The sequence below is a fragment of the Shewanella sp. AC34-MNA-CIBAN-0136 genome, assembly GCF_040309945.1.
Lineage (GTDB): Bacteria > Pseudomonadota > Gammaproteobacteria > Enterobacterales > Shewanellaceae > Shewanella.
This window is the reverse complement of record NZ_JBEOPJ010000004.1, coordinates 220,089-246,950: the sequence shown is the minus strand read 5'-3', so window position 1 is coordinate 246,950 and position 26,862 is coordinate 220,089. Positions and strand designations below refer to the sequence as shown.

Annotated in this window: 18 protein-coding genes and 1 riboswitch; of the genes, 12 read left to right on the top strand and 6 right to left on the bottom strand. The window is 43.8% G+C overall.

What is annotated here, in order from left to right; all coding sequences use genetic code 11:
* The first annotated feature begins 346 nt into the window (after positions 1-346).
* Positions 347-835, top strand: coding sequence for a hypothetical protein (locus AAEY94_RS05900; RefSeq protein WP_350977911.1), 489 nt, complete (start codon positions 347-349; stop codon positions 833-835).
* A 117-nt stretch (positions 836-952) separates the two neighbouring features.
* Here AAEY94_RS05900 and AAEY94_RS05895 read toward each other — a convergent pair whose 3' ends face one another.
* Genes AAEY94_RS05895 through AAEY94_RS05885 form a run of 3 tightly spaced genes read right to left on the bottom strand, consistent with a single transcriptional unit; the run spans position 953 to position 5,645 of the window.
* Complete coding sequence (locus tag AAEY94_RS05895) at positions 953-2,242, bottom strand: c-type cytochrome (RefSeq protein ID WP_350977908.1); 1,290 nt, start codon at positions 2,240-2,242, stop codon at positions 953-955.
* Positions 2,239-2,775 (bottom strand): (2Fe-2S)-binding protein, encoded by a 537-nt coding sequence (locus AAEY94_RS05890; RefSeq protein WP_101085887.1) that lies wholly within the window; start codon positions 2,773-2,775, stop codon positions 2,239-2,241. Before AAEY94_RS05890 ends, AAEY94_RS05895 begins: the two co-directional genes overlap by 4 nt.
* The gene (locus AAEY94_RS05885) at positions 2,772-5,645 is read right to left on the bottom strand and encodes a xanthine dehydrogenase family protein molybdopterin-binding subunit (RefSeq protein ID WP_182744887.1); all 2,874 of its coding nucleotides are present in this window, start codon (positions 5,643-5,645) and stop codon (positions 2,772-2,774) included. Before AAEY94_RS05885 ends, AAEY94_RS05890 begins: the two co-directional genes overlap by 4 nt.
* A 908-nt stretch (positions 5,646-6,553) precedes the next feature.
* On the opposite strand from AAEY94_RS05885, the gene AAEY94_RS05880 reads away from it, so the two are divergent.
* From AAEY94_RS05880 to trxC, 7 genes are all read left to right on the top strand, one after another.
* Complete coding sequence (locus AAEY94_RS05880) at positions 6,554-8,182, top strand: methyl-accepting chemotaxis protein (RefSeq protein WP_350977903.1); 1,629 nt, start codon at positions 6,554-6,556, stop codon at positions 8,180-8,182.
* Positions 8,183-8,542: 360 nt separating this feature from the next.
* On the top strand, positions 8,543-9,829 hold the full coding sequence (locus AAEY94_RS05875) for an acetyl-CoA hydrolase/transferase family protein (protein ID WP_101085884.1): 1,287 nt from the start codon (positions 8,543-8,545) through the stop codon (positions 9,827-9,829).
* A gap of 727 nt (positions 9,830-10,556) precedes the next feature.
* Positions 10,557-11,669: an agmatine deiminase gene (gene aguA, locus AAEY94_RS05870; RefSeq protein ID WP_350977901.1), complete on the top strand. Its 1,113-nt coding sequence runs from the start codon at positions 10,557-10,559 to the stop codon at positions 11,667-11,669.
* Between the two features lie 95 nt (positions 11,670-11,764).
* Positions 11,765-13,468, top strand: a complete 1,704-nt coding sequence (locus AAEY94_RS05865; RefSeq protein ID WP_101085882.1) for an amidase — start codon at positions 11,765-11,767, stop codon at positions 13,466-13,468.
* A 717-nt stretch (positions 13,469-14,185) separates the two neighbouring features.
* A complete protein-coding gene (locus AAEY94_RS05860; RefSeq protein WP_350977897.1) occupies positions 14,186-14,785 on the top strand; it encodes a hypothetical protein in 600 nt (199 codons plus the stop codon).
* Between the two features lie 603 nt (positions 14,786-15,388).
* The gene (locus tag AAEY94_RS05855; protein WP_350977895.1) at positions 15,389-15,583 is read left to right on the top strand and encodes a hypothetical protein; all 195 of its coding nucleotides are present in this window, start codon (positions 15,389-15,391) and stop codon (positions 15,581-15,583) included.
* 92 nt (positions 15,584-15,675) lie between these two features.
* Entirely contained in the window at positions 15,676-16,098 is a 423-nt protein-coding gene (trxC, locus tag AAEY94_RS05850) for a thioredoxin TrxC (RefSeq protein WP_350977892.1), read from the top strand.
* A 209-nt stretch (positions 16,099-16,307) separates the two neighbouring features.
* Here trxC and AAEY94_RS05845 read toward each other — a convergent pair whose 3' ends face one another.
* The 3 genes from AAEY94_RS05845 to metH form a co-directional block, all read right to left on the bottom strand.
* A complete protein-coding gene (locus AAEY94_RS05845) occupies positions 16,308-17,462 on the bottom strand; it encodes a lipase family protein (RefSeq protein WP_350977889.1) in 1,155 nt (384 codons plus the stop codon).
* Between the two features lie 28 nt (positions 17,463-17,490).
* The gene (locus AAEY94_RS05840; RefSeq protein ID WP_157822773.1) at positions 17,491-17,976 is read right to left on the bottom strand and encodes a DUF6795 domain-containing protein; all 486 of its coding nucleotides are present in this window, start codon (positions 17,974-17,976) and stop codon (positions 17,491-17,493) included.
* Between the two features lie 588 nt (positions 17,977-18,564).
* The gene (gene metH / locus AAEY94_RS05835; protein ID WP_350977887.1) at positions 18,565-22,281 is read right to left on the bottom strand and encodes a methionine synthase; all 3,717 of its coding nucleotides are present in this window, start codon (positions 22,279-22,281) and stop codon (positions 18,565-18,567) included.
* 283 nt (positions 22,282-22,564) lie between these two features.
* Here metH and AAEY94_RS05830 point away from each other — a divergent pair, with 283 nt between their 5' ends.
* From AAEY94_RS05830 to cobT, 4 genes are all read left to right on the top strand, one after another.
* Positions 22,565-23,308, top strand: coding sequence for a histidine phosphatase family protein (locus AAEY94_RS05830; RefSeq protein WP_350977885.1), 744 nt, complete (start codon positions 22,565-22,567; stop codon positions 23,306-23,308).
* A 230-nt stretch (positions 23,309-23,538) separates the two neighbouring features.
* Positions 23,539-23,659, top strand: a riboswitch (cobalamin riboswitch).
* A gap of 79 nt (positions 23,660-23,738) precedes the next feature.
* Complete coding sequence (locus AAEY94_RS05825) at positions 23,739-24,548, top strand: ABC transporter ATP-binding protein (RefSeq protein ID WP_350977882.1); 810 nt, start codon at positions 23,739-23,741, stop codon at positions 24,546-24,548.
* Complete coding sequence (locus AAEY94_RS05820) at positions 24,541-25,647, top strand: FecCD family ABC transporter permease (protein WP_350977879.1); 1,107 nt, start codon at positions 24,541-24,543, stop codon at positions 25,645-25,647. The genes AAEY94_RS05825 and AAEY94_RS05820 overlap by 8 nt, the downstream gene beginning before the upstream one ends.
* 153 nt (positions 25,648-25,800) lie before the next feature.
* Entirely contained in the window at positions 25,801-26,856 is a 1,056-nt protein-coding gene (gene cobT, locus AAEY94_RS05815; protein WP_350977876.1) for a nicotinate-nucleotide--dimethylbenzimidazole phosphoribosyltransferase, read from the top strand.
* Positions 26,857-26,862 lie beyond the last annotated feature (6 nt).

The window sequence follows — 26,862 nt, the reverse complement described above, 5'->3', positions numbered from 1 at the left end:
CTTGTTTATCAATTTTTTGTATATTCGCTGCTTTTCTGTGTCCCTTTATCATCGATAAAAAAGTCTTAACGAGTAACGTCATAAGGATTAAAACATCAAATATTGCTGGGGTTATGCGGAACGAATAAGGTGTTGTTTTCACAATTGGTATTGAAACAAAAGTAACGATTCTACGCGAACATTAATTAACAATAATATAGATTAGTGTCGACAATAGAGCGCAATACAACTACCTTTGCACCCATATCAACCGTAATATTAATAGTATTGGTTTTTTTAACGGTCAGGCATATCGCTGGTTAACTATTATGACAAGCGCCTATTTAATCGCAAAGGAATCCATTTTATGAATCGACATATACTACCTCTCATCATTATCAGCACCTTAATGGTGTGTGCTTCCGGTTACAGCGTTGCTAAAGACAACGACTCGCATGGTAATAGCGGTAAACATAAATCTGAAAAACATGAAAAAAAGCATGACAAGAAGCATGATCACGAACAGGAAGAAACTTATCAGACCTATTTTAGTAACGATCGCCAAGTCATCGTTAATAATTACTATTATACCAACCGTGATGCTAAGCATTGTCCACCAGGATTAGCCAAAAAACACAATCGTTGCCAACCACCGGGCAGTGCTAAGCAATGGCGAAAAGGCTACTCGTTACCTGTTGATGTTGTTTACTACGATGTACCATCAGCGCTTACTGTTCAGCTAGGTCGTACGCCAGAAGGACAAAAGATTGTCCGTGTTGGTACTGATTTGCTGTTGATTAGCATTGGTACGGGTATGGTGATTGATGCAATACAAGACCTTAACGATGTGTTGTAACCTCGTTGGGTAAACCTTGTTATGGCGTTAGTTTTGCCATTAATTGTTAGTGAAACGAAAAAGCCGACCAAATGTCGGCTTTTGCATAAACGGATATTCTACAACGGACTACAATGGTTAATCGCGTTCGAATATCACTTCTTTTAAATTATTAATTGTATTCAAATCTACATCACCTGGCTGATTACTCCATGTGACGCGCAGATAATTGGTTAAGTCTTTAAGCTGTTCATCACTTAACTGATCGGCATAACCTGGCATGGCATAAAAGCTGGTGGTGGTGTTGTAGTGTTGGCTCTTTATACCTTTAAGCATTACCGCAACGATATTGTGCGGGCTGGCTTTATCTAATGTGGCGTTACCGGCCATTGCCGGAGCAACATTAGGTCGACCTTCACCATTTTGACCATGACATCCAGCGCAATATCCCATGTATAGGTTATATCCTGGTAATTCACGCTGGTGGCCATTAAAGGTCAGTGGTTTGGCTTCTACAGTCTCGTCAGTATCAAGTAAGTAACTGCTTACCGCATGCATGTCGGCATCGGTTAAGTGACTAAAGCTGTGGTATACCACAGGATACATGCCACCAAATACTGTACCTTTACGAGAATAACCTTCAGTAAACAGAGACTTTAAATCGTCATGAGTCCAGTTTTGTCGGTTAAGTTCAGCAGGGGTAATATCTGATGCTTCTAAGCCCTCGATAACGGCGCCTTGAAAATGCTCATCCTGCTCCATGGCAAATAAGCTGTCTCGAGGAGTATGGCATTCACCACAATGGCCTAGCGCATTGACTAAGTAATTACCTCGGTTCCAAGGCTCACTTTTGTCTTTCTTGGGGGCAAACTTTTCAGCATCATGAGCGATTAAGTTCCACGCCTTGAGACCAAATCGAACGTTAAAAGGGAAGGAGACATCATTGTCGAGATTAGCTTGCTTGATGGGTTTGGTGCTCATCAAGTAGGCATAAATCGCTTTGGTATCTTCATCGGTCAATAGGCTATAAGACGTGTAGGGCATAGCGGGGTACAAATTACCGTTAATACCGACACCGTGATGCATGGCATCAAAAAATTCGTCATAACTGTATTTGCCAATTCCGGTATCTTTATCTGAGGTGATATTGGTTGAGAATACCGCCCCAAACGGGGTTTCGAACGGCAGTCCACCGGTTAACTCTCGTCCGCCTACCGCGGTATGACAAGCCACACAGTCGCCTATCTTCATCAGATAAGCCCCACGTTCGATATCGCTACTGTTATTGCTCGCCTTATCAGCCGCGCTGCTGGAACAGGCGAACAAACCCAAACCTAAACTTAGGCCTAAGCTGAGTAAAATATTTTGGCGGAGATGTTTTTGCGCCTTTATTAAACGGCTTAAGTTACATTGATATAATGGCTTCATGACAGGGTTAGCCCCTCTGTCTTGAGGATCAAATCTTTGATCGCCGCATAGTATTTTACATAACCCGTACAACGACAGACGTGTTCGCCCAAAGCATCTTCAATGACTTGCTCAACTTGATCTTTGGCTATAGGTTTACGCTCTAGTCGTTCAATCAGTGCAGTCGATTCATTGACAAAGCCTGAAGTACACCAACCACATTGAAACGAGAAATGTTCTAAAAATGTTTGCTGTACAGGGCTAAGTGCAGTGATTTCACCTTGGGCATTTTGCTTAGCATGACCTTCAATAGTGCGAATCGATTTGCCATTGAAACGCTCGACGCCATTGATGCAAGTACGAACCGATTCGCTCATACCTTGTTCGTCATCGACGATTACCGTGCAGGCATGACATACACCCGCGCCGCAACCAAATTTAGTCCCGGTGAGATTTAAATACTCATGCAAAAACTCAATCATCATGATGCCATCGCCAACGTCAATCGGGCCCACAGCTTGGTTATTTATGGTTAACTTAATTGATTGGCTCATGCCATGGCCTCCTTGATTTTTTTCGCTGTCATTGGTAATTCGTAAAAACGCACTGCGGTAGCTTGGTAAACGGCTTCAACCAGCGCGGAAACAACAGGTATCATCACCACTTCGGCGATGCCGCGGCTAGGATCGGTTTCGGACAACTGCGGTAAAATAGTATGTCGCTGGCTCCAAACACCAACATGTCGCGCTAACGGCACCTTATAACGATTGATATTCCAGGTGCCATTACCAGCGCCGGCTTCAAATGGGGGTAATTCTTCATGCAATGCATGGCCAATTCCCATAGCAAGACCGCCTTGAATTTGGCCTTCAACTAACTCATTCACAATCACTTTACCGGCTTCTAACCAGGTATGAGAGCTCAATAAACTGACTTCGCCATTACCTTCATTAACGGCTACTTCTACTAAAGTGGCGCATGGAGCGTAGTAAGTTACCATGGCGTTATTCAGCTCGGCTTTAGGATAGCTCATCGCTTGACGATCGATTAAGTGATAGCCGTTTGAACTCATGCGGGCTTTGCGATCCGCGCTGCCATGATACTTGTCACCCTCGCCGTATTGCAGTGCCAATGCATCCAGTGCAATGCGTTCTTTGGTACCGAAAATCTCAAAATCAGCTTCGGCCCAAGCCCAACGGTTAAAGGCATGACCCATTACGCCAACCACTAAGCCTAAATCGTGGGCTCGTTTAGCGAGAATGTCGATTGAAAGCGGCGGGAATCCCATAGCGGTAAGCTTGCCATCAGTCCAGCGGCCGTCACGAGAGTGATTGAGATTAGTTTTGCCCATTGGGGTGTTGAAATACAACTCGTTCCAAATCGACACCGCAGCAGGCCAGAGTCCGTGACGATAAATAATATCGGCGGCAATACGAGTGACATGGCTTTGATAATATGCCGACATAGATGCCGACGATGCCATGGCTTTAACCGGTGTCCAACGTGGATTTGCCGTCATTTCATCTTGGCGCTGCTGCGAAATAATGTATGGATTGTCGGTTTGCACTAATTGCATTGCATCCCAAATATCTATCTCAGCAAGTTTCACTTCATGAGCAAAACTACCTAATGACTCGCTGACTACCACGGCTTGTGACGTTTGAGTACCAGTACCCATTTCGATAAAACCAATTTCTAAGGTTATTTTACCGTCTTTAGATAATCTAACCGCCGCACTTGGTGCTGCAGCACCGGTACCATAATCTTTCGTCGCAATACCAAAACCAACGCCGTAACGCATGCCTGGGTTTTTAGCCTCATAACGCGCTTTATTATCTGCACGGTTTTGCCACACAGGGTCTAGTTCAGCCATGTCGAGCATTTCACGGTATCTAAGCGTGCCATTAGGGATAGCACCTTGAGTATTACGCTGTCCTGACTCCATCACGTTAGCCGCGCGTAACTTAAAGGGATCAACCTTTAACTCAGCAGCCATCTCGTGGATCATGCCTTCCATTGCGGTCATCGATTGCAATGTACCGTAACCGCGCATCGAGCCTGCATCAGGGTTACGTGACGCATAAGATGTGGCGATAATATCGTTACGTGGGGTATAGTAAATGCTTTGCATTGCCGTCGCCCCAACAGAGGTGACCGATGGGCTGAAATTAACTCGACCACCGCCATCAACTGTCATCTGTGAGGTTAACGCTTGAATTTTCAAGGTTGCTTTATCAACGGCCAAACGACTTTTCATGATGAAAGGATGACGCTTAAGACCGGATTGAAATTGCTCGAAGCGGTCGTTAGCTAACCGAACCGGACCGTTAGCGTAAATGGTTGCCAACACGCCATAATACGGGAATATTGAGTGATCTTTAGCGCCAAAACCGCCACCAATATAAGGAGAATGCACTACTAGATTTTTGACTTTGTCAGCCAATGGCCCAGATGACAGCATGTGTACGGCCATCTCTTGAAAGTCTTGCGGCGACTGAGAGGTAATAACGGTATGAAAGGTTTGGCTGCTGGCATCAAACCAGCCATTAAAGGCCTCTGGCTCCATCATCATAGGATCGATGATTTGAGTGCGATATTCGCGCTCTAATACTTGCCACTGTTGATCTGCTTTGGCACTCGCAATCTGTTTTTCTATCTCGCCAGCATAATACAGCCCGCGCTCAGAAACCGAGCCTTGAGCATTAGCATCACCTGACCATACCGGTTTGTGGTGCTTAACGCTGGGGAAAAATAGTCCATCGTGTAGTGGGCTATAAGTATCTTCACGGGCACCATTTTCGCCTTCAACCCGAATAAGACGCCAGCTGGCATAAGGGTCTTTAGTGTCTGACACAAAGGGCGTTTTTTCACCAAAGCGCAATAAGGTATTGTCGAACTGCAACAATGACTTAGCTTGTTTAAATGCAGGGAAACTATCAAATAATAATATGGCTACCGCATGACCAAGATAATCTGCTGTTTGTCCCTCGGGCAATAACATATTGTCACCGTAAAACTCAGGCAATTTAACTTTGTCGCGGGCAAGGTCTGCTGCAGTAATGACTTTATAAGGCTTAGCTGAAGCTGGGAGGTGGTCGAGGGAGAACCCTTGATAGACATGGGATGCATCTGCAGCGCGTAAGATAAACGCGTAGCCTTGTTGTTTTGGCCAGCCTGCCATGTCCATTGCCCGGTAGTCACGACCATAAACTTTTTGACCGGTGACTTTAGCAATACCGTCGTTACGAAATTTGGGTTTAGATTGGCCGCTAACCTGAGTTTGCCATTGTGCAGCCAGTTCAGGCGAAATGATGGACGCATTGGCCCGACTCATTTCCCACAGTAAAGGCGCGGAATATACCGCGACCCCGCCAATAACACATTGTTTTATAAAGGTCCGTCTCGACGCGTTAGATACATCCATATCTCACCTCAGTTATTCTAAAGGGGAAAATCAGACGGCCTATTCATTGTCGCCCGATTTAGGCTTATTCACTTGATTGTCATTGTATAATTTTTGATTGCGCTGAATCTAAATTAGCAGTATGTACGGTAACATACTGATTTAGGAATGCATATTTACGATTGTGATAGGGTTTCTCGGTTGCTTGCCGTGAAGTTGAATAATTCATCTTTTTGATGATTTAATCTGCGAATAAAATGATTGAGTAATTGAACGTCTCATAAAAACCGTTTCGTTTATACTTAAATTATTAAAAAGTCATCACGAGTAATATTTTATTCATTTAGATGTGCTGATATATTTTTACTATTTAATCAATTATATAGTAAACGATCGGTGATCTCGTTAACTGTATATCTTGGACTCGATCCAAAGTAATTATTTAATTTTAGTCAGTTAAAGTAAATTCTCGATAACGATAATTATATTTTTTCATTTATTTTAGCTAATACATTGAATTGTAAGATTAAAGTTGTCGAGTTGTTTTTGTTTATCGTTGCTTTTGGTTGCTAGTTAACTTTAACGTAAACTGCTTGTTGCTGATTTAACTGCACATATCTGCAAAGTGTTTTTTATAAGACCAAGATTCTAAGTTCTCCAACTTATTTTTGTCGTGTTGAATCGTTTTCTCATTATTTAAAAAATTTAGTTTACAGATTTTTAATACCTTGAAAAAAATCATATATATCGATGAGTATAGGCATAAAAATGTGATTTATATATTTGATTGGAGTTATATTTTATATTATATTAAAATTTTAAATAACATAATTGTAACATTTGCATTGATTATTGTTTTTCATCGTAAAGTTCCTCCAAGGATTGATCGAGCTTTTGTAGTTAGTTCATTTTTACTTGGTGGTAGATTTATGCTGAATTTTAAAATTAAACAAAAAATGCTCATTAGTTCGTTAATTCCATTAGCCATTCTCATCATAATTTGTGGAATTGCTGTCAATATGATGGGGAAAATCGAAGATGGAGTGATGAGGATCTATTCTGATCGGGTGGTGCCATTAGAAGATTTAAAAATCATTGGTGATGACTATGCTGTCTTAGTCATTGATGCAATAAACAAAGCCAATGCTGGCGGCTCAACCGCTCAAGATGCTGCTGAGACATTAATGAGTGCAAAAAGTAATATTGATACCCTGTGGAAAAAATATTTAGCCACTACGTTAACACCCAAAGAGAGCCAACTTAGTATTGAAGCCAATGATATGTTTGGTCCCGCGGATGAGAGAATTGATTTTTTAATCAGTAAACTGCAAAACATGTCGGGGAATATTTCAGGTCAATTGACCGATGATATTATGCCTTTATACGGCGTAATTGATCCCATTAGCGGTAAAATAGCCGAATTAGTGTCATTGCAAATAAAAGTAGCAGGCGATGAATGGCGATTAACTCAAGATATATACCAATCATCAGTTAAGTTATTTATTTTCTTTACGTTATGTGCAGTTGTTATCAGTGTCGTGTTAACCATTTGGGTGCTGCGCAGTGTGATGAGGCCTGTGACTGATATTTTGATGAAACTAAAGCTCATCAAGCAAAACTCAGATTTAACCCAAGTGTTTACTCCTTATAATGATGATGAATTAGGCATGATTTCAACGAGCCTTACAGGCGTTATCACCCATCTAAGAAGCATTATCGAATCAATTTCAGATGCCGCTAATACCATCAATATTTCATCAGAAGAGTTGCAGCGTTTCACAGAAGACACTAATCATAGAATGATACAGCAGCAAGATGAGTCAGAACAAACCGCAACGGCTATGAATGAAATGACCGCAACAGTGGCTGAAGTCGTTCAAAGTACCAATTTTGCTGCTGAACAGGCGAAACAAGCTAATGATCATGCTGAAAATGGTAATATTATTGTTCGAAATTCAATCGACAGTATATCGCAGTTATCTAATCAAATTGGCACCACGGCGGAGGTGATATCTCATCTCGCTAAAGAAAGTCAAAACATTGGTCAAGTGTTAAGTGTCATTAAAGGTATTGCCGAGCAGACTAACCTTTTAGCCCTAAACGCCGCCATTGAAGCCGCAAGAGCCGGTGAACAAGGTCGAGGATTTGCTGTTGTTGCTGATGAAGTTCGTACTCTAGCTAAGCGTACTCAAGACTCAACACTGCAAATTGAAACCATGATTGGCGGGTTACAAAAAAGTGTCGTGCTTGCGGTTTCTTCAATGGATGAGGGCTTGGTTCTAGTTAATAATGCCAACGATAAAACGAGTAGTGCAGGTGTTGTGCTAAGTGAAATTGTCACTTCGGTCGACAGTATCAATGAGCTTAATACCCAAATAGCTACCGCTGCAGAAGAACAATCCTATGTGGCTGAGAGCATCAATAAAAGTATCATCGCAATAAATGATATTACTAAAGCCTCATCAGCGGCGACTGAAAAACTCACCCATTCTGTCAACGACTTACAATCACTGGCTCGTTCAATGCAACGTCAAGTGGCGACATTTAAAATAGCCTAACGTTTTTATTGATGAGGGCTGAGTTAAACTTCAGCCCTTCCTCGCAATCTGTCAGTTAATTTATCCGTACAACCTGTATGGCTAAAAAGCTAGCGAGGGCAGTGTTATATAATTCCCTTTAATTATGTTGGTTTTTTATCCTTTTGAGCATAACGGCGGCGATATTGTGATTGGCGTTAAAGAGTCGTTTTGATTAACTGAAGCAGCCGTAAGTTAGACATCACTTATTATCAATTAACGTCCTATATGTCTCAATTTCTCCACTATTTTGTGCTAGTTCAACGTTACCATCGTCAACACTATTAAAGGGGTAATTTACCGCTTACACTACAAATAGCTTAATTACCTTGAGTAATATTAATGAAACCAATTATTTGTAGCAGTGCTTTAGAGGCCGTATCCTTAATTGAAAACGGTGAAACCTTGTGGACTCATTCGATGGGGGCAACGCCAAAATTACTGCTCGATGCATTAGCACAACATGCGTTAACAAAGCATGGTTTAACATTATTGCAGTTGCATACCGAGGGCGCTGAGTCGCTAAGTGATCCCCGTTTAAGGGATCATCTTCGCCATCGTTGCTTTTTTACTGGTTCACCCACAAGGTCACTGCTACAACAAGGTGATGCCGATTATGTGCCAATTTTTCTCTCTGAGGTGCCCAAGTTGTTTCGTTCCGGCGAACAGCATATCGACACCGCCATCGTTCAAGTTTCCCCACCAGATAAACATGGTATCTGTTCTTTAGGCATATCGGTAGAGGCAACCTTAGCAGCCTGCCAAATGGCGGGAAAAATCATTGCTCACATTAACCCCATGATGCCTCGCACCCATGGTGACGGTTTTATTCATTACAATAAGTTCGCTGCCGTGTATGAGCAGAGCATGCCGCTACCACAACACCTATTCGCCCCAAGTGATGCGATAAGCTTGGCCATCGGCCAGAATGTGGCCAAATTGGTACTTGATGGCGCTTGCTTACAAATGGGCATTGGCGCTATTCCAGATGCCGTGCTGGCGTGCTTAACCGAACATAAAGATTTAGGCGTTCACACTGAGTTATTTTCTGATGGTGTGCTTAATTTGGTCGAGCTTGGCGTGATCAATAATAGCCGTAAGAAAGTCCATCCCGGCAAGACAGTGACAGGCTTTGCATTAGGTAGCCAACGACTTTATGATTTTGTTGATGACAACCCATCGGTAATATTCATGGATATTGAGCAGGTTAATGACACGGCTATTATCCGTAAAAACCCTAATGTGATGTCGATAAACTCAGCACTGCAGGTCGATATTTCAGGGCAAGTTTGTGCTGATTCATTGGGTACTCAAATATACTCAGGTGTAGGCGGTCAGATGGACTTTATACGCGGCGCGGGGCTTTCTGAAGGTGGTCGTTCTGTTATCGCATTACCCAGTACTGCGGCTAATGGCACCGTGTCGCGGATTGCCACCGTTTTATCGCCAGGCGCTGGCGTGGTAACCACCCGTGCGCATGTACACTATATTGTTACTGAGTATGGAACCGCTTATTTACGCGGAAAATCGTTACGAGAACGAGCCCGTGCGCTTATCGACATTGCCCACCCTAAGTTTAGAGAACAGCTTTGCCAAGAAGCTTTTGATATGTGGCGACTTAAGGTTTAATCATTGTTGATTTATGAATCTTGTCATTCCGGTAATGCTTATCAGCCGGAATCCAGTTCTTCTTTTATTGTTTAGATTTATGGCCTGCGACCACATCAATGTTAGAAACAAGAGTCGATCGCAAGGTTCCACCCTGCACGGGCCAAGAGGGGATCAACAGCCATCCCTTCTTTACTGTTTATAAAAGAATTAGCAATCTGATAGGCAGGATGCCTGAATGCCTTGAAGCACATGGTCAATGATGTTGCCGACATCACTATGACATTTCCAATATCAATATAGGTCAGATATGCATGAAAGGCCTGTCAGGCTGATGGATTCTTTTTAAAGAGTCTTCAACGTCCTCAAGTTCAAAGTTCAAAGTTCAAAGTTCAAAGTTGAATTTGTCCATTTCCTGGTCGAGAAAACTAACTCCGTTTCTGCCCTAAAGTAATTTCACTCATCTAATGTGCAATAAACTTACAAGCATTTTATCGTATAAATTCTTATCTATCCTATGCATACAACTATTTAGCGCAAGCAGTCTTAAATGATATGATATACAGTCATATTTCAACGAAGCTAAAACTCACCTAGTAGGACGTGGCAATTTCGGCCTAGCTATCCGTGTGATGAATACGCTATTTCGATTTGTTTATTTGATTAATGTTAGGTGTATTTCTATTCTGTCGTCCTATGTTAGGGCGCTCACCCTTATCGTTTTTAAGCATTACTGGAGATAAAATTCATGACAAACGTGAATGTGGATGCCACGCAGTTAACCACTAAACCATCTCAAGATGGTTTTAGCATGCCCGCCGAATGGGCGGCGCAGCAAGCTGTGTGGATGATTTGGCCATATCGTCCTGACAACTGGCGCTCTGCAGGGGCTTATGCTCAGGCAACCTTTGCTAAAGTGGCCGATGCCATTGGTGCTGTTACCCCAGTTTACATGGGGGTACCTAAGGCGTTTTTGGCAGAGGCCAAAACGGTTATGCCTTCTCACGTTACGTTGGTCGAAATAGATAGCAACGATTGCTGGGCTCGCGATACAGGTCCTACTGTAGTGGTGAATGCCAAGGGCGAATGCCGAGGTGTTGACTGGGGCTTTAATGCCTGGGGCGGTGATAACGGTGGTTTGTATTCACCATGGGATAAGGACGAGCAAGTCGCGCAACAAATGCTTACGCAGCATGGTTTTGAGCGTTATCAGGCTCCGCTTATTCTTGAAGGTGGTTCAATTCATGTCGATGGTGAAGGCACCTGCATGACCACGGCTGAATGTTTACTTAACAGCAACCGCAACCCAGATTTGACTCGTGAACAGATAGAAGCATTACTGGCTGAATATTTAAATGTGCAGCAGTTTATCTGGTTGCCAGACGGCGTATTCATGGATGAGACCGACGGACACATTGATAATATATGCTGTTTTGCTCGCCCAGGCGAAGTGGTTTTACACTGGACTGATGATCAAACCGATCCGCAGTATCCTCGCTCAAAAGCCGCTTTGGATATTTTGCAAAATACTGTCGATGCACAGGGGCGTAAGTTAACAGTTCATCTAATACCACAGCCTGGTCCTTTGTATTGCACTGAAGAAGAAGCGCAAGGCGTAGTGGAGGGTACAGGTGTTCCACGCACCGCGGGTGAACGCTTAGCGGGTTCTTATGCGAACTTTTTGATTACCAACAATCGCATTGTGTTCCCACTACTCGACCCAGCAACTGACGATATTGCAGCTCAAAAATTGCAAGAAATTTTCCCTGAGTATGAGATTGTCGGTGTGCCTGCCCGTGAGATTTTATTAGGTGGCGGTAACATCCATTGCATCACCCAACAGATCCCCTCTGGTCAGTAAGTAAAAACCAACGAGAACACAATGACCATTAATGTCACTATTGTTTTAATAAAATTGACTGTCAATACTTTTGGCTTTTAAGAAGAGGTCGTAACATGTTCGAAGTCACTGAGGTTTCTATTGCCGAGCTGCGTGCAGCCCTCGAATCCGGTCGCACCACAGCGGTTGAGCTGGTCAAGTCTTATTTAGCTCGGGTTGAGGTTTACGACGGCCCAGCGACACAGACCAAGCTAAATGCGCTGGTGGTTCACAATCAAGATGCGATTAAGGAAGCTGAAGCTTCTGATGCGCGCCGAGCGCGTGGTGAAACGCTGAGTCCACTCGATGGTATTCCTTACACTACGAAGGACAGCTACTTAGTTAAAGGGCTCACTGCGGCTTCTGGTAGTCCAGCGTTTAAGGACTTAATTGCTCAATACGATGCATTTGCCGTTGAACGTCTGCGCGAAGCGGGTGCTATTTGCTTGGGCAAAACCAACATGCCACCTATGGCTAATGGCGGTATGCAGCGCGGTCACTATGGCCGTGCCGAAAGCCCATACAACGCTAATTATCTTACAGCTCCCTTTGCCTCAGGTTCTTCCAATGGCGCAGGTACTGGCACGGCGGCAAGCTATTCTGCTTTCGGTCTAGCTGAAGAGACATGGTCGAGCGGTCGTGGTCCTGCATCGAACAATGGCCTGTGTGCTTATACTCCATCACGCGGTGTTATTTCTGTGCGCGGTAACTGGCCGTTAACACCGACGATGGATGTTGTGGTGCCTTATACTCGTACTATGGCCGATATGCTTGAAGTACTTGACGTTATCGTGGCAGATGACCCTATCACTCGCGGAGATTTATGGCGTCTACAACCTTGGGTTGATATCCCAAAAGCATCAACCGTGCGTCCAGCATCGTATCTGGATCTTGCAGCTCAAGCCGATACGCTTAAAGGCAAGCGTTTTGGGGTGCCGCGCATGTACATTAATAAAGATGAATTGGCTGGCACCAGCGAAAACCCGGGCATTGGCGGCCCAACTGGTCAGCGCATCAATACTCGTGCGTCGGTTATCGACCTTTGGCAAGCCGCACGCAAAGCGCTGGAATCTGCCGGAGCCGAGGTCATTGAAGTGGACTTCCCGCTGGTTTCCAACTGCGAAGGTGACCGACCTGGTGCGCCGACCGTGTTCAATCGCGGCATCGTCACGCCTGAGTTTCTCGAGGATGAGCTGTGGGCACTATCGGGCTGGGCTTTAGATGAATTTTTACGTGCTAACAATGACCCTAAACTGAACAAATTAGCTGACGTTAATGGGCATTTGATTTTCCCGCATGACTTAGGCACTTTGCCAAACCGTGAGGGCGACCTCGCAGCTGGCATGGATGAGTACGTCAACATGGCCAAAAGAGGTCTCAAGTCGTATAACCAAATCGATAGCATACCGGATGGTCTGCGCGGCTTAGAGAAGACGCGCAAGTTGGATCTGGAAGACTGGATGGACGAGCTCAAACTTGATGCAGTGCTGTTCCCAACCATGGCAGATGTAGGTCCAGCAGATGCGCACATTAATCCTGCTTCAGCTGACATCGCCTGGAGCAACGGTATTTGGGTCGCTAACGGCAATCTTGCTATTCGCCACTTAGGTGTACCAACAGTTACTGTGCCGATGGGGACAATGGCCGATATTGGCATGCCAGTAGGGTTAACTTTCGCAGGCCGTGCTTATGACGACAACAACCTGCTGAGGTTTGCGGGTGCATTTGAAGCGACAGGCAGCAAGCGCCTGATCCCTACACGCACACCTGCGCTTAGCTGATAAGCACTAAGCACTATAAATTGAAAAACGGGATTGGTTACTGCGCGCCAATCCCGTTTTTTTAACTCCAACGTAAATACTTGGTTAACTCATTTTCCCCATATCCGTATAGGTCAGATGTGCGAGAAAGGCCTGTCAGGCTCACGCATTCTGTTATAAAGAGTCTTCAACGTTCTCAAGTTCAGAGTTGAATTTGTCCATTTTTAAGTCAAGAGAGCTAACTCGGTTTTACTCTAAAGTATGTTTAGTTATGGCCTGCGGCCACTAACGTCGTGGCGCTTCGCCCACACCAGACCAAAAGGAAACCAACGGCTGTTCCCTCTTGGATCACCCAGCCGCCCCGCAACATTTTCAAACAGCGAAAAGGTCGCCATGGGGTAGATCCAGCTTTTAACTTTATTTTTAGTCAGCCTCGGCCTTATTCGAAAATGCTAACGCTTCCGATAGGCCATCCATGGCCACCGAAAGCTAGCCTGACGTCCTGTCAGGCTCACGTTATTTTCTTCAACGGCCTCAATTCAGAGTTGAACCCGCCCATTTCAAAGTCAAGAAAACTAACTCGTTTTTGCCCCGTTATCAGTTAGCGCTAAAGCTCATACACATCCTATTAATTTGATTTTGCCCTACCCAAAATTATCCGATAGCAGCGCTATACCAGTATAGATATGCTCCATTTACGAATTCAATCTTATATATCACTAAATAATTGATTGTAAATTGAATTCAAAAGTAAAAGGCGGCATCATAGTTGAGAACACGGCTGAAACTGTTACATATTTTATTAAAGGTAGTAACTTGAAGTTAGATAAATGCGAACTTTGTTTAGAGAATAAAGAGCTTAAAAATAGTCATTTAATGCCAAAGGCTCTGTACAAAAAGCTAAAAGGCGCATTTGATGGTGATGATTTGGTATTAAACCAAAGTCACGACAAATCCTCTGTATACACTGATTTCCAAATAACAGCACACTTTCTCTGTGCTGAGTGTGAATCACTGTTTTCTCGCCTAGGAGAGAACAGTGTTGTCTCAGAGTGTCACGGTGGCACTGATAAATTTCCTCTTCTACATCGAATCAATGAAGCAAAGCACTTTGCAAGTATTCGTGGTGAGAGGTGGTTTAACCCCATAAAGTGCGAGTTTCCCAATACTGAAAGATACCTGTATTTTGCTGCAAGTATAATCTGGCGTGCATCTGGATGGCCCGTAGCAAAAAACGCTAATCAAAAATCACTTGGTGTACATTACCAAGAAGAATTTCGTCGCTATCTTTTGGGGGAGCAAGGTTTTCCAAAAATGCATACCTTGCTGTTTATGTAGACTCTGACGAGGATATTGTACCGAAGATCTCTTTCCCAACATCATCAAAGAAATTAGGGTACCACCATCATATTTTCTACATACCGGGTATTAAATTTAGTTTAGTTGTGGGTAACGACGTCGGTGAAATCAGAAACTTGAGTTCAGTCGAGAACACTAAAGTATTTTTCGTATCTTACAGTTTCAAAAGTCACCCTGATTATCAACTTATGGTTGGGGAACTGATGCACGAGTACAAGGCGAAGGGGCGTTTAGCTCGAGAAAAAAATGTATAACAACTATGACATCAAGAGTTAATTTCCCTAATCCCAAATAGACGAGTTAGGACTCTGTCGCTAAAACGTTTGTGTCCAAAAATCAGTTAGGCTTGCTTAGAAATTTACAAATTCAACTCTAAACAGAGGCCGTTGTAGAAAATAGCGTGAGCCTGACAGGACGTCAGGCTAGCTTTCGCGGTACAGGATGTACCATCGGAAGCGTTAGCATTTTCAAATAAGGCCGAAGCAGGCTGCAAATGAAGTCCAAAGCTAGAGCTATTTCCGTCGCAATTTTTTCGCTGCTGTTGTTTGGTTAAATAGCGAAAATGTTGCCGGAACGGCAGGGGTGATCCAAGAGGGGATTGCTGTTGATCCCCTTTTGGCCCGTGCAGGGTGGAACCTTGCGATCTTAGTTCAAACGAAGTTTGAAAATTCTGGTGTGGGTGAAGCGCCACGACGTTGGTGGGCGCAGGCCATAAAGCGAATTAATCCGGCAGGGTGGAACCTTGCGATGTTAAGCGTTGGTGCCCGCAGGCCATAATATGATAAAAAAATTAAAACGATTATTCGTTTAACACACCAACAAGGTTTATGATTAAAGAGTCTCGATAATGAAGTTGATGAGGTCTAATCATGATAATAGCTTGCCCCCATTGCGATACCTTAAATCGCGTACCTGAAGAACGTCTTGAACAACAACCAACTTGCGGAAAGTGTAAACAAAGCCTATTCGTTGGTGAACCGATAGAGCTCACAGCCGTCAATTTTAGCCACCATGCTAATAAATCAGAATTACCGCTGGTCGTCGACTTTTGGGCTAGCTGGTGCGGTCCGTGTAAAAACTTTGCGCCGGTATTTACTCAAGCAGCTAAAAAGTGGGAGCCCAAATTCCGTTTCGGCAAGCTCAACACCGAAGAGCAACAAGCCCTTGCTGCCCAATTTAATATTCGTTCGATCCCAACTCTGATGGTATTTAAGCAAGGCAAGGTTATGGCTCAGCAATCAGGTGCCTTGCCTGCATCATCATTCAACCAATGGCTTGAATCGATTAAATGAGCTTAATGTCAGTAAAGATAAATTTGTAGTATCAATATGAAGCAAAGCTTAATGCTTGGGTAATAGAGTTCGGGAGTTTAGTGCTTATACATGATGATTCTGTTGATGGGATAAGGGATTACTCATGTATTTGGAGATATAAATAAAAGGTCCCGGTCACTGATTATATATTGCAGCGACAAGGACCTTTAAAATGTCATTATTTTTTATTACTTGTGTACAGATTTAATCGCGTCTTTCACGCTGCTATATAAGCGTGCAAGCATTTTATTGAAAATGGCTCGAATAGTGGCATAAGTTAAGTCAACTACGGTTGTGACTACAGCCCCTGCAAAAGACAACATATGGCCAAGTAGTCCTCTGACATCGTCGGCGAAAGAATCTGCCGCGGCAGCAATTTTTTCAAGGGTTTTAGCGACAAGATCATAGAATGTCAAACCGTAAGATGCCGTCGCTTGCGCTACAATTGCGCCATAATAGCCTGCCTCTTTTAAGACCGTAATCAATGCTGCGCTGAGTTTGTCACTCCACTGGTCTGAATAGCTTGCTTGATTGCGGTTTTCATAACGTAATTTTACCGGCTTTAAATATTCGCTAGCTTTAACATGTAAATGGCCCCAATGCTCAGTGTTTGCAGAGACTAAATAACCTGGTTCGGCTCCAGCTTTAGGATCCATACCATGAGCACTAATCCTCAAACCTTGACTGTTATCTAAGCGATATTCCACTCCTTGATAAGGCGCATGAATAAAAGGCCATAAAGGCACTTTTGGGACTACATCAGCGCCGTGGGTGCAGCGAAAAATTTGATTTAGTCTATGGGTGTTAGCCGAGGCAAAACCTTGTTGTCCAACTCTTGGGGAGCCAAAAGTGTATAAATTAATATTTGAAGCGTAGTTATTAACAGATGCCCAGTCTGCAGCTAGAGAAGCTAGTGCGCCACCTAAGCTATGACCGACAAAATGTATCGCTTTTCCGGGATTTGATATACGCCACTTATCCAAAAAAGTCGCAATTTGTTGTCTTAGTGAAGCAAAAGCATTATTAAATCCAGCGTGCACTATTTGGTTACCATCACCGACGCTTAAACCAAGTTGCGCATTCGTTCCCCAATCTGCAATAAGCTGAGTACCACGAATAGCGATGATTGCATCTCCTAGGTATTGTCCTTTACCTAATCCCATAACAGCAAAACCCGACTGGCGATTAAAAATAAATCCGCCTGTTTTTCCTATACCTTTGCTATTAATGGCAAAGTATTTTTCTATGTAGGTATTTCCAAATATGTCAGCATCCTCTGCATCAATTAAACTATAAACATTTGCTGCTAGTTCTGACGCTAACTTAGGCGATAATTGATTCATAAACTGTCCTTGTCATTTAATGGCTTTATTAATCGTATTTTTCTCTTTTCTGTACTTCCAATCGTTCTAATTCTGGCCAGCGACAAATACTCAATACCTGATAGCGCACAACACCACTAGAGAACGCTTCATCAATGATTTCATTTTTAACTTCTTCATTTGATACGTCGCAGTTTAATTGCGTCAACCTTTCAGCTAAATATGAAATATGTTTTTCGCCTGTAGATACCGATAGCCAAAGTCTTAGATCTGAATGACTTCCTTCAGCGATTTTAATCGTTTGAGATACACGTGTTTCTGCAAAAGGCTTATTTGGATGTGCTGTGCTGTAAATGATTTCAGGAAAGCTAAATTTTCCATCAGCGTCTGTAGTGGTGTAGTCCCATTCTTTTTCTTCCATGACACCAGAGTATTGATAACCTCTTTTTAGCTTAATACCGGCTAGAGGTTTTCCCTCATGGGTTAAGCTACCTATCACTTCAGGAAATACTTCGACATCGACTTTTTTAAACATGCTAAACATTGACTCCTCCGAGTAGCAACTAACGGCGACAATCAGACACAGGAATGCAAAAATCCCAATATATGCTCTATAGGCCATAGATGAAGCAACTCCCTGCTTTGTAATTCAGATGATTATTTTTTAAACGAAGTTATTGTAGAGTGATTCTTTAAGGGTATCTATTATTATAAATGACTATTTTTTATAGTGTAATGATGAAAAGGGTATGTCCAGTTGAGATGTTTTTACTTTATCCAGCAGTAAATTAAATTGAGAAGATCAAAGACGTTTTAAGTTATTTATTGTAAAAACGACGAAGCGTTATCCCGGCTAAAAAGCATTGCCGGAATAACGCTTGATTTGACCCGTGCAGTATGGAGTCTTTTGACCAAAATCCAAACCAAGTTTGGACATAAAAAAGAGTAACCGTGATGACTCAAGGTTACCCTTTTTTCAGGTTCACTTTTTATTCAGAAGCACTCTTTATTCAGAAGCACTCTTTATTCAGAAGCACTCTTTATTCAGAAGCACTATCTACTCTGGGTCTCTCTTTATTCAGGATCTCTTTCTACTCTTGAACTCATTCTATTCGAAATAAATCTATTCTGGATCATAGTCCAATATCGGTGACAACCATTTCTCTGCTTCTGCCAACGTCATGCCTTTGCGCTGGGCATAGTCTTCTACCTGATCTTTACCAATATTAGTCACGCCAAAATAGCGTGATTTTGGATGGGCAAAGTACCAGCCAGATACCGCTGCGGTTGGGTACATGGCGAAGCTCTCGGTGATGTTCAAATCAATCGTTTCATCGGGTTTTAGCAAATCCCACAACAAACCTTTTTCAGTATGATCTGGACATGCTGGGTAACCTGGCGCTGGGCGAATACCTTTATAACGCTCACGAATTAACGCTTCGTTATCGAGCACTTCATCCGCGGCATAACCCCAAAACTCTTTACGAACACGTTCGTGCATGCGCTCGGCAAAAGCTTCGGCTAAACGGTCTGCTAAGCATTTAAGCATAATCGCGTTGTAGTCATCGTGATTGGCTTCAAAACGGGCAACATGTTCATCAATCCCGTGTCCCGTCGTTACCGCAAAACCGCCCATGTAATCAGCAACGTCTGAATCTTTTGGAGCAACAAAGTCTGATAAACAGAAGTTGTCGTTACCCACGCGTTCAAGCTGCATACGAAGATGATGAGTGGTCATTTCCAATGTGGTGCGGCTTTCATCGGTATACAGTTCAATGTCGTCATGGTTGACGGTATTGGCTGGGAATAAACCGATTACTGCTTTGGCGGTAAGCCATTTTTCAGCAATAATTTGCTTCAACATGGCTTGGCCGTCGGCAAATAATTTAACCGCTTCTTCACCAACGACTTTGTCTTTTAAAATTTCAGGGTAATGACCGTGCAGTTCCCAGCTTCTAAAGAACGGTGTCCAATCGATACGTTCGACTAGGTCTTCTAATGGATAGTCATCAAACACCTGGCGACCTAATACATTAGGCGTAAATGGGGTGTAGTTTTCCCAGTCGTGTTTACAACGGTTTTCGCGTGCGGCTTCAATCGACACGATGGTTTTACGCTTGGTTTGCGACAAACGTTTTTCACGCATCATGTCGTATTCTGCGTAGGCCTCGTCGATGGTTGCTTGGCGAGTGGCGTTATTAATCAGCTTAGACACCATAGGTACAGCGCGAGATGCATCGGCAATGTAAATTGCGCCGTGTGGGTAATGCGGTGCTATTTTTACTGCAGTATGAATTTTAGAGCAGGTTGCACCACCGATAATAGCAGGGATGGTTAAGCCTTCACGGTGGAAGGTTTTCACGTTGTGGACCATTTCATCCAAGCTTGGCGTGATTAAACCTGACATGCCGATGATGTCGATATTATGCTCTTTTACTGCATCGAGAATTTTATCGACCGATACCATGACCCCAAGATCGACCACTTCGTAGCCGTTACAGGCAAGTACTACTCCAACAATATTTTTACCGATGTCATGCACATCACCTTTTACTGTGACCATTAAAATTCGCCCGTTTGACTGGCCAGCAACCTTTTCAAGCTCAATATATGGGTTTAGGTAAGCGACGGCTTTTTTCATTACTCGTGCCGATTTGACCACTTGCGGTAAGAACATTTTGCCAGCACCAAATAAGTCGCCGACCACGTTCATGCCGTCCATCAGCGGTCCTTCAATAACATCGAGCGGGCGCACGGCTTCTTGACGAGCAGCTTCGGTGTCTTCATCAATAAATTCGGTAATGCCTTTAACCAATGCGTGCGATAAACGTTTGGATACCGGCCAGCTGCGCCAAGCTAAATCTTCTTTTTTGGCCACTTGTGAGCCATCGCCTCTAAAGCTTTCAGCGATGTCGAGTAGTTGCTCGGTGTTGTTTGAGTCGGCTACCGGACATGGTAAGTTTTGAACTACGTTTTCAACCCGTTTTTTCAGCTCTGGTTCAATATCATCGTATATGGCTAACTGACCAGCGTTAACAATACCCATGTCCATGCCGGCTTGAATGGCATGGTATAAAAACACCGCGTGAATGGCTTCGCGTACTGGGTTGTTACCGCGGAACGAGAATGACACGTTAGACACGCCGCCTGAGATCATTGCGTGTGGCAAGGTGGCTTTTATGTCTTTTATCGATTCGATAAAGTCGACGGCATAGTTGTCGTGTTCATCAATACCGGTGGCAATGGCGAAAATGTTAGGGTCAAAAATAATGTCTTCTGGTGGAAAGCCAACAACATCAACCAAAATGCGATAAGCACGGGTACAGATTTGGGTTTTACGCTCACGTGTATCGGCTTGGCCGTCTTCGTCAAAGGCCATTATAATGGCTGCCGCACCATAGCGTTTTACTAAGGTGGCTTGTTCAATAAATTTGGCTTCGCCTTCTTTCATCGAAATAGAGTTAACAATCGACTTGCCTTGAACGCATTTAAGCCCAGCTTCAATGACTTCCCACTTTGATGAGTCAATCATGATGGGCACGCGGGAGATGTCGGGCTCAGAGGCGATTAAGTTTAAAAACTTCGCCATTGACGCCACGCCATCAAGCATACCTTCGTCCATGTTGACGTCGATAATTTGCGCGCCATTTTCAACCTGCTCGCGCACGACATCTAAGGCTTCTTCAAACTTTTCTTCTTTAATTAAGCGTAAAAACTTAGCCGAACCGGTCACGTTAGCGCGCTCACCGACGTTAACAAATAACGAGTTTTTGTCGATGGTGAGTGGCTCTAGGCCCGATAAACGACACGCCACAGGTATATCTGGTATCTGTCTTGGTTCGTGTCTGAGCACCGCTTCACGAATAGCACTAATGTGTGCGGGTGTACTACCACAACAACCGCCGACAATGTTGAGCATGCCTTCTTGAGCCCATTGATTAATGACTTCGGCCATTTCTTCTGGGGTTTCATCGTAGCCACCAAATTCGTTGGGTAAGCCAGCATTTGGGTGGGCAGAGACATAACATTCGGCAATACGTGACAATTCTTCAACGTACGGGCGCAGCTCTTTTGGTCCGAGGGCGCAGTTAAGGCCAATCGATAACGGCTTGATGTGGCGTAAAGAGTTATAAAAGGCTTCGGTGGTTTGGCCGGTTAATGTACGACCAGAGGCGTCGGTAATAGTGCCAGAGATCATAACGGGTAGGCGATCGCCAAGTTGATCGAATACTTTTTCAATCGCAAATAGGGCGGCTTTGGCGTTTAAAGTATCAAAAATGGTTTCAACCATAATGATATCGGCGCCACCTTCAATTAAGGCGCTGGTGGATTCGACATAAGCGTCGACTAATTGGTCGAAACTGACATTACGAAACGCTGGGTCGTTAACGTCTGGACTGATAGAGCAAGTACGGTTGGTTGGGCCTAATACACCGGCCACATAACGTGGTGAACCTGTTTGCGCTGCCACTTCGTCGGCAGCTTGGCGGGCGACTCGGGCGCCAGCAAGGTTAATTTCAGCGGCCAGCGACTGCATGTCGTAGTCGGCCATGGCAATGGTGGTGGCGTTAAAGGTGTTAGTTTCAATAATGTCGGCACCGTTTAGCAGGTACTGAGTATGAATATCTTTAATGATTTGCGGTTGGCTGAGTACTAATAAGTCGTTGTTGCCTTTAACATCGCAATGCCAATCTTTAAAACGCTCGCCACGATAATCTTCTTCTTCCAACTTATAGTCTTGGATCATGGTGCCCATGGCGCCATCTAAAATCACAATACGCTGCGCTAACAATGCATTAAGTTGTTTAAGTGTTTGACTGTAAGAAGTCGATTTCGCCATAACAGTTACCTTTTTATCACTATGTTGCTTGATACCTTGATTGAGATAAGCATACCCTTATTTTTACAATAGTAGGGCGATAACATCATTGCTGTGCACAAGTGTTGTAAATAACAGTTATACACAACGGTTGCTTTAACCGTTGCAGGCAATTGCCTTGGACAATTACTGCGTACAATGATTATCTTCTAAATGATTATCTTTTAAGATAGTATTTTAGACATATAAACGTATAGACGTCCATAGTACGCGAATTTTTATCACTAGAGCAAGGCTGAATTAAATGAAACAAGCCAAGATAATATTAATGCGCCATGGAGAATGCGAAGGTGGGGCAATATTTCGCGGCCAAACCGATGTAAAGCTCACCGACACTGGAATGGCCCAAATGCAGCAAGCGTTTGCTGAACTGCAATATCCAATTAGCCATGTGTTTAGTTCGCCATTGCAACGGTGTCAGCAATTCAGCCAGCCTTTAACGCAGCGATTAACATTACCGTTAACGACGATACCAGCACTGCAAGAAATTGATTTTGGCGTCTGGGATGGGCAATCGTTTGATGCAATTTACCAACAAAACCCTGCTAAATTTGATGCTTACTGGCATAACCCATGGTCGGCTGATAGCACGCCAGATAATGCCGAGTCGGTGATTGATTTTGCTGCGAGAGTGGAGACCGGGCTTATGAGCGTGGTGGATGAACTATGGCGCTCGTGTCACCAGCAGCACTCTTGTTTACTGCCAATAGACGAACAACAAGGGCAAACCGTGCCGCAAACCGCTCAAGCTGTCGATTGTCCCCATGCGTTAGTGGTTACTCACGGTGGGGTGATGCGTTGCTTAATGGGCTATGTGCTTAAGGTTGGCCAATCTAGCGGATTATTCGCTAACCTAGCAATCCCCTATGCTGCTATTATGGTGCTCGATGTCTATTGGCCTGATGATGTTGATAAGGTTGACGCTTTTCAAGCGACAGCAATGAATAGCAATACCGCTGAAGTGAGCTTTACATTACATTGGCCGTAACACTTCATTGGCTGAGCGTTATAACCATAGTGTCATTATTTTTGCGCCATAATTTGCGTAATAATTTGCGTAATAATTTGCGTAATAATTTGCATAATAATCTGCGCCATAACGTGCGTAGTCATTAGTGTCACAATTTGCATAGTTATTGGCATAGTTATTGGCATAGTTATCAGCGCCGTAATTTGAATAGTTATTTGCGTCATAATTGTCGTAATAATCTGCGTCGAAACCATAGTGCCTTTCAAGGTATTGGGAATTGGGATAAGCCCAAACTGTACCCGCAACTGTAGATGTACCCATCGAATATGGGGACATAAGTCAGATACCAGCTTTGAATCGCCTCAATATCCATGCCTAAGCGGGTGACTTAGGGGAGTTATTAAATAGATGTTTGTGTTAATTAATTGGACATGGCGGGCTAACTTTCATGTCTGAATCTGTATTAGATGTAAATCATCTTTTTTGGCAAGTCGATAATAAAACGATTCTGGCGGACATTCATTTCAGTTTGCCTAAAGGCCAGATGCTAGGACTAATTGGTCCCAATGGCGCAGGCAAGTCGAGCCTGCTACGCTGCTTATATCGCTATATTGTGCCGACCAGCGGCGATATTGAGATATTTTCTAAACCCATCAGTGAGTATTCCTCTAAGTTGTTAGCGCAGAATATTGCTGTGGTGCAACAAGATACCCCGCATTATTTTGACATGACCACCGAGCAATTAGTGTTGATGGGGCTTACTCCGCATAAAGGCTTGTTTGACTCTAACACAGCCCAAGACCGTGAACGTGTGGTGAGTGCCTTAACCAAAGTTGGATTACAGCAAAAAGCTCAGCAACAATATGAACTGTTATCTGGCGGTGAAAAACAACGTGCCCTAATTGCCCGCGCCATTGTGCAACAGCCGCATATTCTTATTTTAGATGAACCGACCAATCACTTAGATATTCGTTATCAAATTCAAATTCTTGAACTTGTTGCATCTTTAGGCATCAGTGTTATTGCTTCTATACACGATCTGAATTTAGCCAGTGCAATGTGCGATAAATTACTGCTACTCGACCAAGGACGATTAATTGCTAAAGGTACCCCAACAGAAGTGCTAACCGAACGGCAAATTAGTGAGGTGTTTGGTGTGTGCTGCGACATTAATCTTCACCCACAACACGGTAAGCCGCTGATCAGTTATTTTTATGGTTACCAACCTAGCCAGAAAGGATGCCCCGATCATGATTGATGCATCGCAACGTCGGTATTACGTTTGTTTCAGTCTGTTGGTATTGGCTACGCTGCTTACCCCGATATTTGCCGCCAGTTTTGGGGCGGCCAACATTCATCTTAATGACGTATTAATGATATTTAATACCTTATTAGGCGGCGACATGCCGAGTGCGATTGATGGCAGTGAACATGCGGTTACGATAACCCAACGTATTGTGCTTGAATTACGCTTACCGAGAATTTTGTTGGCCTTTGTGGCTGGCGCAGGGTTGTCTATAGCAGGCAGTGTATTACAAACCGTGACCCGCAACCCGTTGGCCGACCCGTATTTGTTTGGCATTAGCTCCGGGGCGTCATTTGGTGCAGTGCTGGTGGTGTCGTTATTCAGTCAAACCGGTTTGTTTGCCGAAATGTTTTCTGGTGTATTGACTATAGCGCCAAGCTTTACCGCGCAACCTTGGTGGTCTTGGTCGACATTAAGCATACCGATAGGAGCATTCATCGGCGCCAGTTTATCGGTGTTGGTGGTGTTTATTTTGTCGGGACCTGGTCGAAGTAGCCAAGTTGAACGTATGTTGCTGTCTGGTGTAGCAACGTCGTTTCTGTTTGGGGCATTGACTAGCTTGCTGTTGTATTTTTCAACCCCTCAAGCTGCGGCGTCAGTACTGTTTTGGAGTTTAGGCAGTTTTGCTAAAGCCAGTTGGTCTAATCTACTCTTACCCAGTGTGACGGTAGGGGTTAGTTTATTGATTATGTTGGCATTTAGACGGCAAATTATGGCGCTGCAAGCGGGTGATGAAACGGCTCATACGTTAGGAATAAATGTCGCTAAATTGCGCTTAAGTATGCTGTTACTGTGTTCGCTTATTACGGCAATGTTGGTGGCAACTTGTGGTGGCATTGGATTTGTTGGTTTGATGATCCCGCATACGGTTAGGCTATTATTTTCCGGACGTCAGCCGATGATCTTAACCGCGATGTTAGGTGGCTTATTTATGGTGTGGATTGACGTGATAGCACGATGCATTTTATTTAACCAAGAATTGCCTGTCGGCATTATTACAGCTGCATTGGGCAGCGTGTTTTTCTTGTTTATTTTGCGTCAACGCCGTTAAACACTGAGCTCTTTTTATAGGCACATAGCTAAGCACATAGCTAAGAATTAGATAAGCACATAGATAAGCTCTTTGATAAGCACTGGATGAGTGCTGGATGAGTGCTGCAATACATCATATTGAATTTTATCTGCCCGAATTGTTGGAGTCGCCATGTTTGTTATAGAAGCCGTTAAGTCAGATGTTGATGCCAATATTCAACATAAGATTAATCAAAAAACCAAACCATTAGGGGCGTTAGGGCAGCTAGAAACCTTGGCGCTACAGATTGCTCGGGTGCAGTACCGCGGCGATAAACAGTCGTTAAGCACACCGCTGCAAATCACTAAACCAACGATGTTAGTGTTTGCTGCCGACCATGGCATTGCCGCTTACGGCGTGTCGATTGCGCCAAGCGAAGTGACCACTCAAATGGTACATAATTTTGTCCAAGGCGGCGCGGCAATTAATGTGTTTTGTCGCCAAGTCGGGTTTGAGCTTGAAATTATCGATTGCGGAATATTACAACCGCTTACAGGCCAAGCCAATGTTATCGACCAACGCTTAGGCGCAGGCACTAAGGCTATGCATTTAGCGGCGGCTATGCCACTTGAAAAAGTCGCCCAAGGGTTTGAATTTGCTCGACAGTTGGTTGCTCGCCATGTTGATGCCGGGTGTAATTTAATTGCTTTAGGTGAAATGGGTATCGGCAATACTTCTGCTGCGACTGCGGTAATGTCAGCTATGCTCAATATTGATGTTGAGCAATGTGTTGGTAGAGGCACGGGAATTGATGATGCTACCTTGGTTATTAAAACAAAACTCATTAACCAAGCACTTGATTTACATCAACATGAGTTAGTTTCTCCTGAAGCTATTTTGGCTCACGTTGGCGGTTTTGAAATAGTGCAAATGACCGGGGCGATACTGGCGGCTGCGGAACAAAAAATATTAGTGGTGATTGATGGTTTTATCGCTACTGCTGCAGCATTAGTTGCGGTAAAATTATCTCCACAATCAAGAGACTATTTAGTTTTTGCTCATGAGTCGCAAGAGCAAGGACATAAGCTTCTGTTACAACAGCTACAAGCAACACCATTGTTGTCGCTGGGATTAAGACTTGGAGAAGGCACTGGCGCTGCGTTAGCGTTACCGTTAATTCAAGCTGCGGTGAATTTTTACAATCAAATGGCCAGTTTCGATGATGCTGGCGTTAATAATGTGGTTTAAGGGAAC

Bases quoted from the DNA above. Each gene is read 5' to 3' on its own strand.
- AAEY94_RS05900 (WP_350977911.1), top strand. From the start codon at position 347: ATGAATCGACATATACTACCTCTCATCATTATCAGCACCTTAATGGTG.
- AAEY94_RS05895 (WP_350977908.1), bottom strand. From the start codon at position 2,242: ATGAAGCCATTATATCAATGTAACTTAAGCCGTTTAATAAAGGCGCAA.
- AAEY94_RS05890 (WP_101085887.1), bottom strand. From the start codon at position 2,775: ATGAGCCAATCAATTAAGTTAACCATAAATAACCAAGCTGTGGGCCCG.
- AAEY94_RS05885 (WP_182744887.1), bottom strand. From the start codon at position 5,645: ATGGATGTATCTAACGCGTCGAGACGGACCTTTATAAAACAATGTGTT.
- AAEY94_RS05880 (WP_350977903.1), top strand. From the start codon at position 6,554: ATGCTGAATTTTAAAATTAAACAAAAAATGCTCATTAGTTCGTTAATT.
- AAEY94_RS05875 (WP_101085884.1), top strand. From the start codon at position 8,543: ATGAAACCAATTATTTGTAGCAGTGCTTTAGAGGCCGTATCCTTAATT.
- aguA (WP_350977901.1), top strand. From the start codon at position 10,557: ATGACAAACGTGAATGTGGATGCCACGCAGTTAACCACTAAACCATCT.
- AAEY94_RS05865 (WP_101085882.1), top strand. From the start codon at position 11,765: ATGTTCGAAGTCACTGAGGTTTCTATTGCCGAGCTGCGTGCAGCCCTC.
- trxC (WP_350977892.1), top strand. From the start codon at position 15,676: ATGATAATAGCTTGCCCCCATTGCGATACCTTAAATCGCGTACCTGAA.
- AAEY94_RS05845 (WP_350977889.1), bottom strand. From the start codon at position 17,462: ATGAATCAATTATCGCCTAAGTTAGCGTCAGAACTAGCAGCAAATGTT.
- AAEY94_RS05840 (WP_157822773.1), bottom strand. From the start codon at position 17,976: ATGTTTAAAAAAGTCGATGTCGAAGTATTTCCTGAAGTGATAGGTAGC.
- metH (WP_350977887.1), bottom strand. From the start codon at position 22,281: ATGGCGAAATCGACTTCTTACAGTCAAACACTTAAACAACTTAATGCA.
- AAEY94_RS05830 (WP_350977885.1), top strand. From the start codon at position 22,565: ATGAAACAAGCCAAGATAATATTAATGCGCCATGGAGAATGCGAAGGT.
- AAEY94_RS05825 (WP_350977882.1), top strand. From the start codon at position 23,739: ATGTCTGAATCTGTATTAGATGTAAATCATCTTTTTTGGCAAGTCGAT.
- AAEY94_RS05820 (WP_350977879.1), top strand. From the start codon at position 24,541: ATGATTGATGCATCGCAACGTCGGTATTACGTTTGTTTCAGTCTGTTG.
- cobT (WP_350977876.1), top strand. From the start codon at position 25,801: ATGTTTGTTATAGAAGCCGTTAAGTCAGATGTTGATGCCAATATTCAA.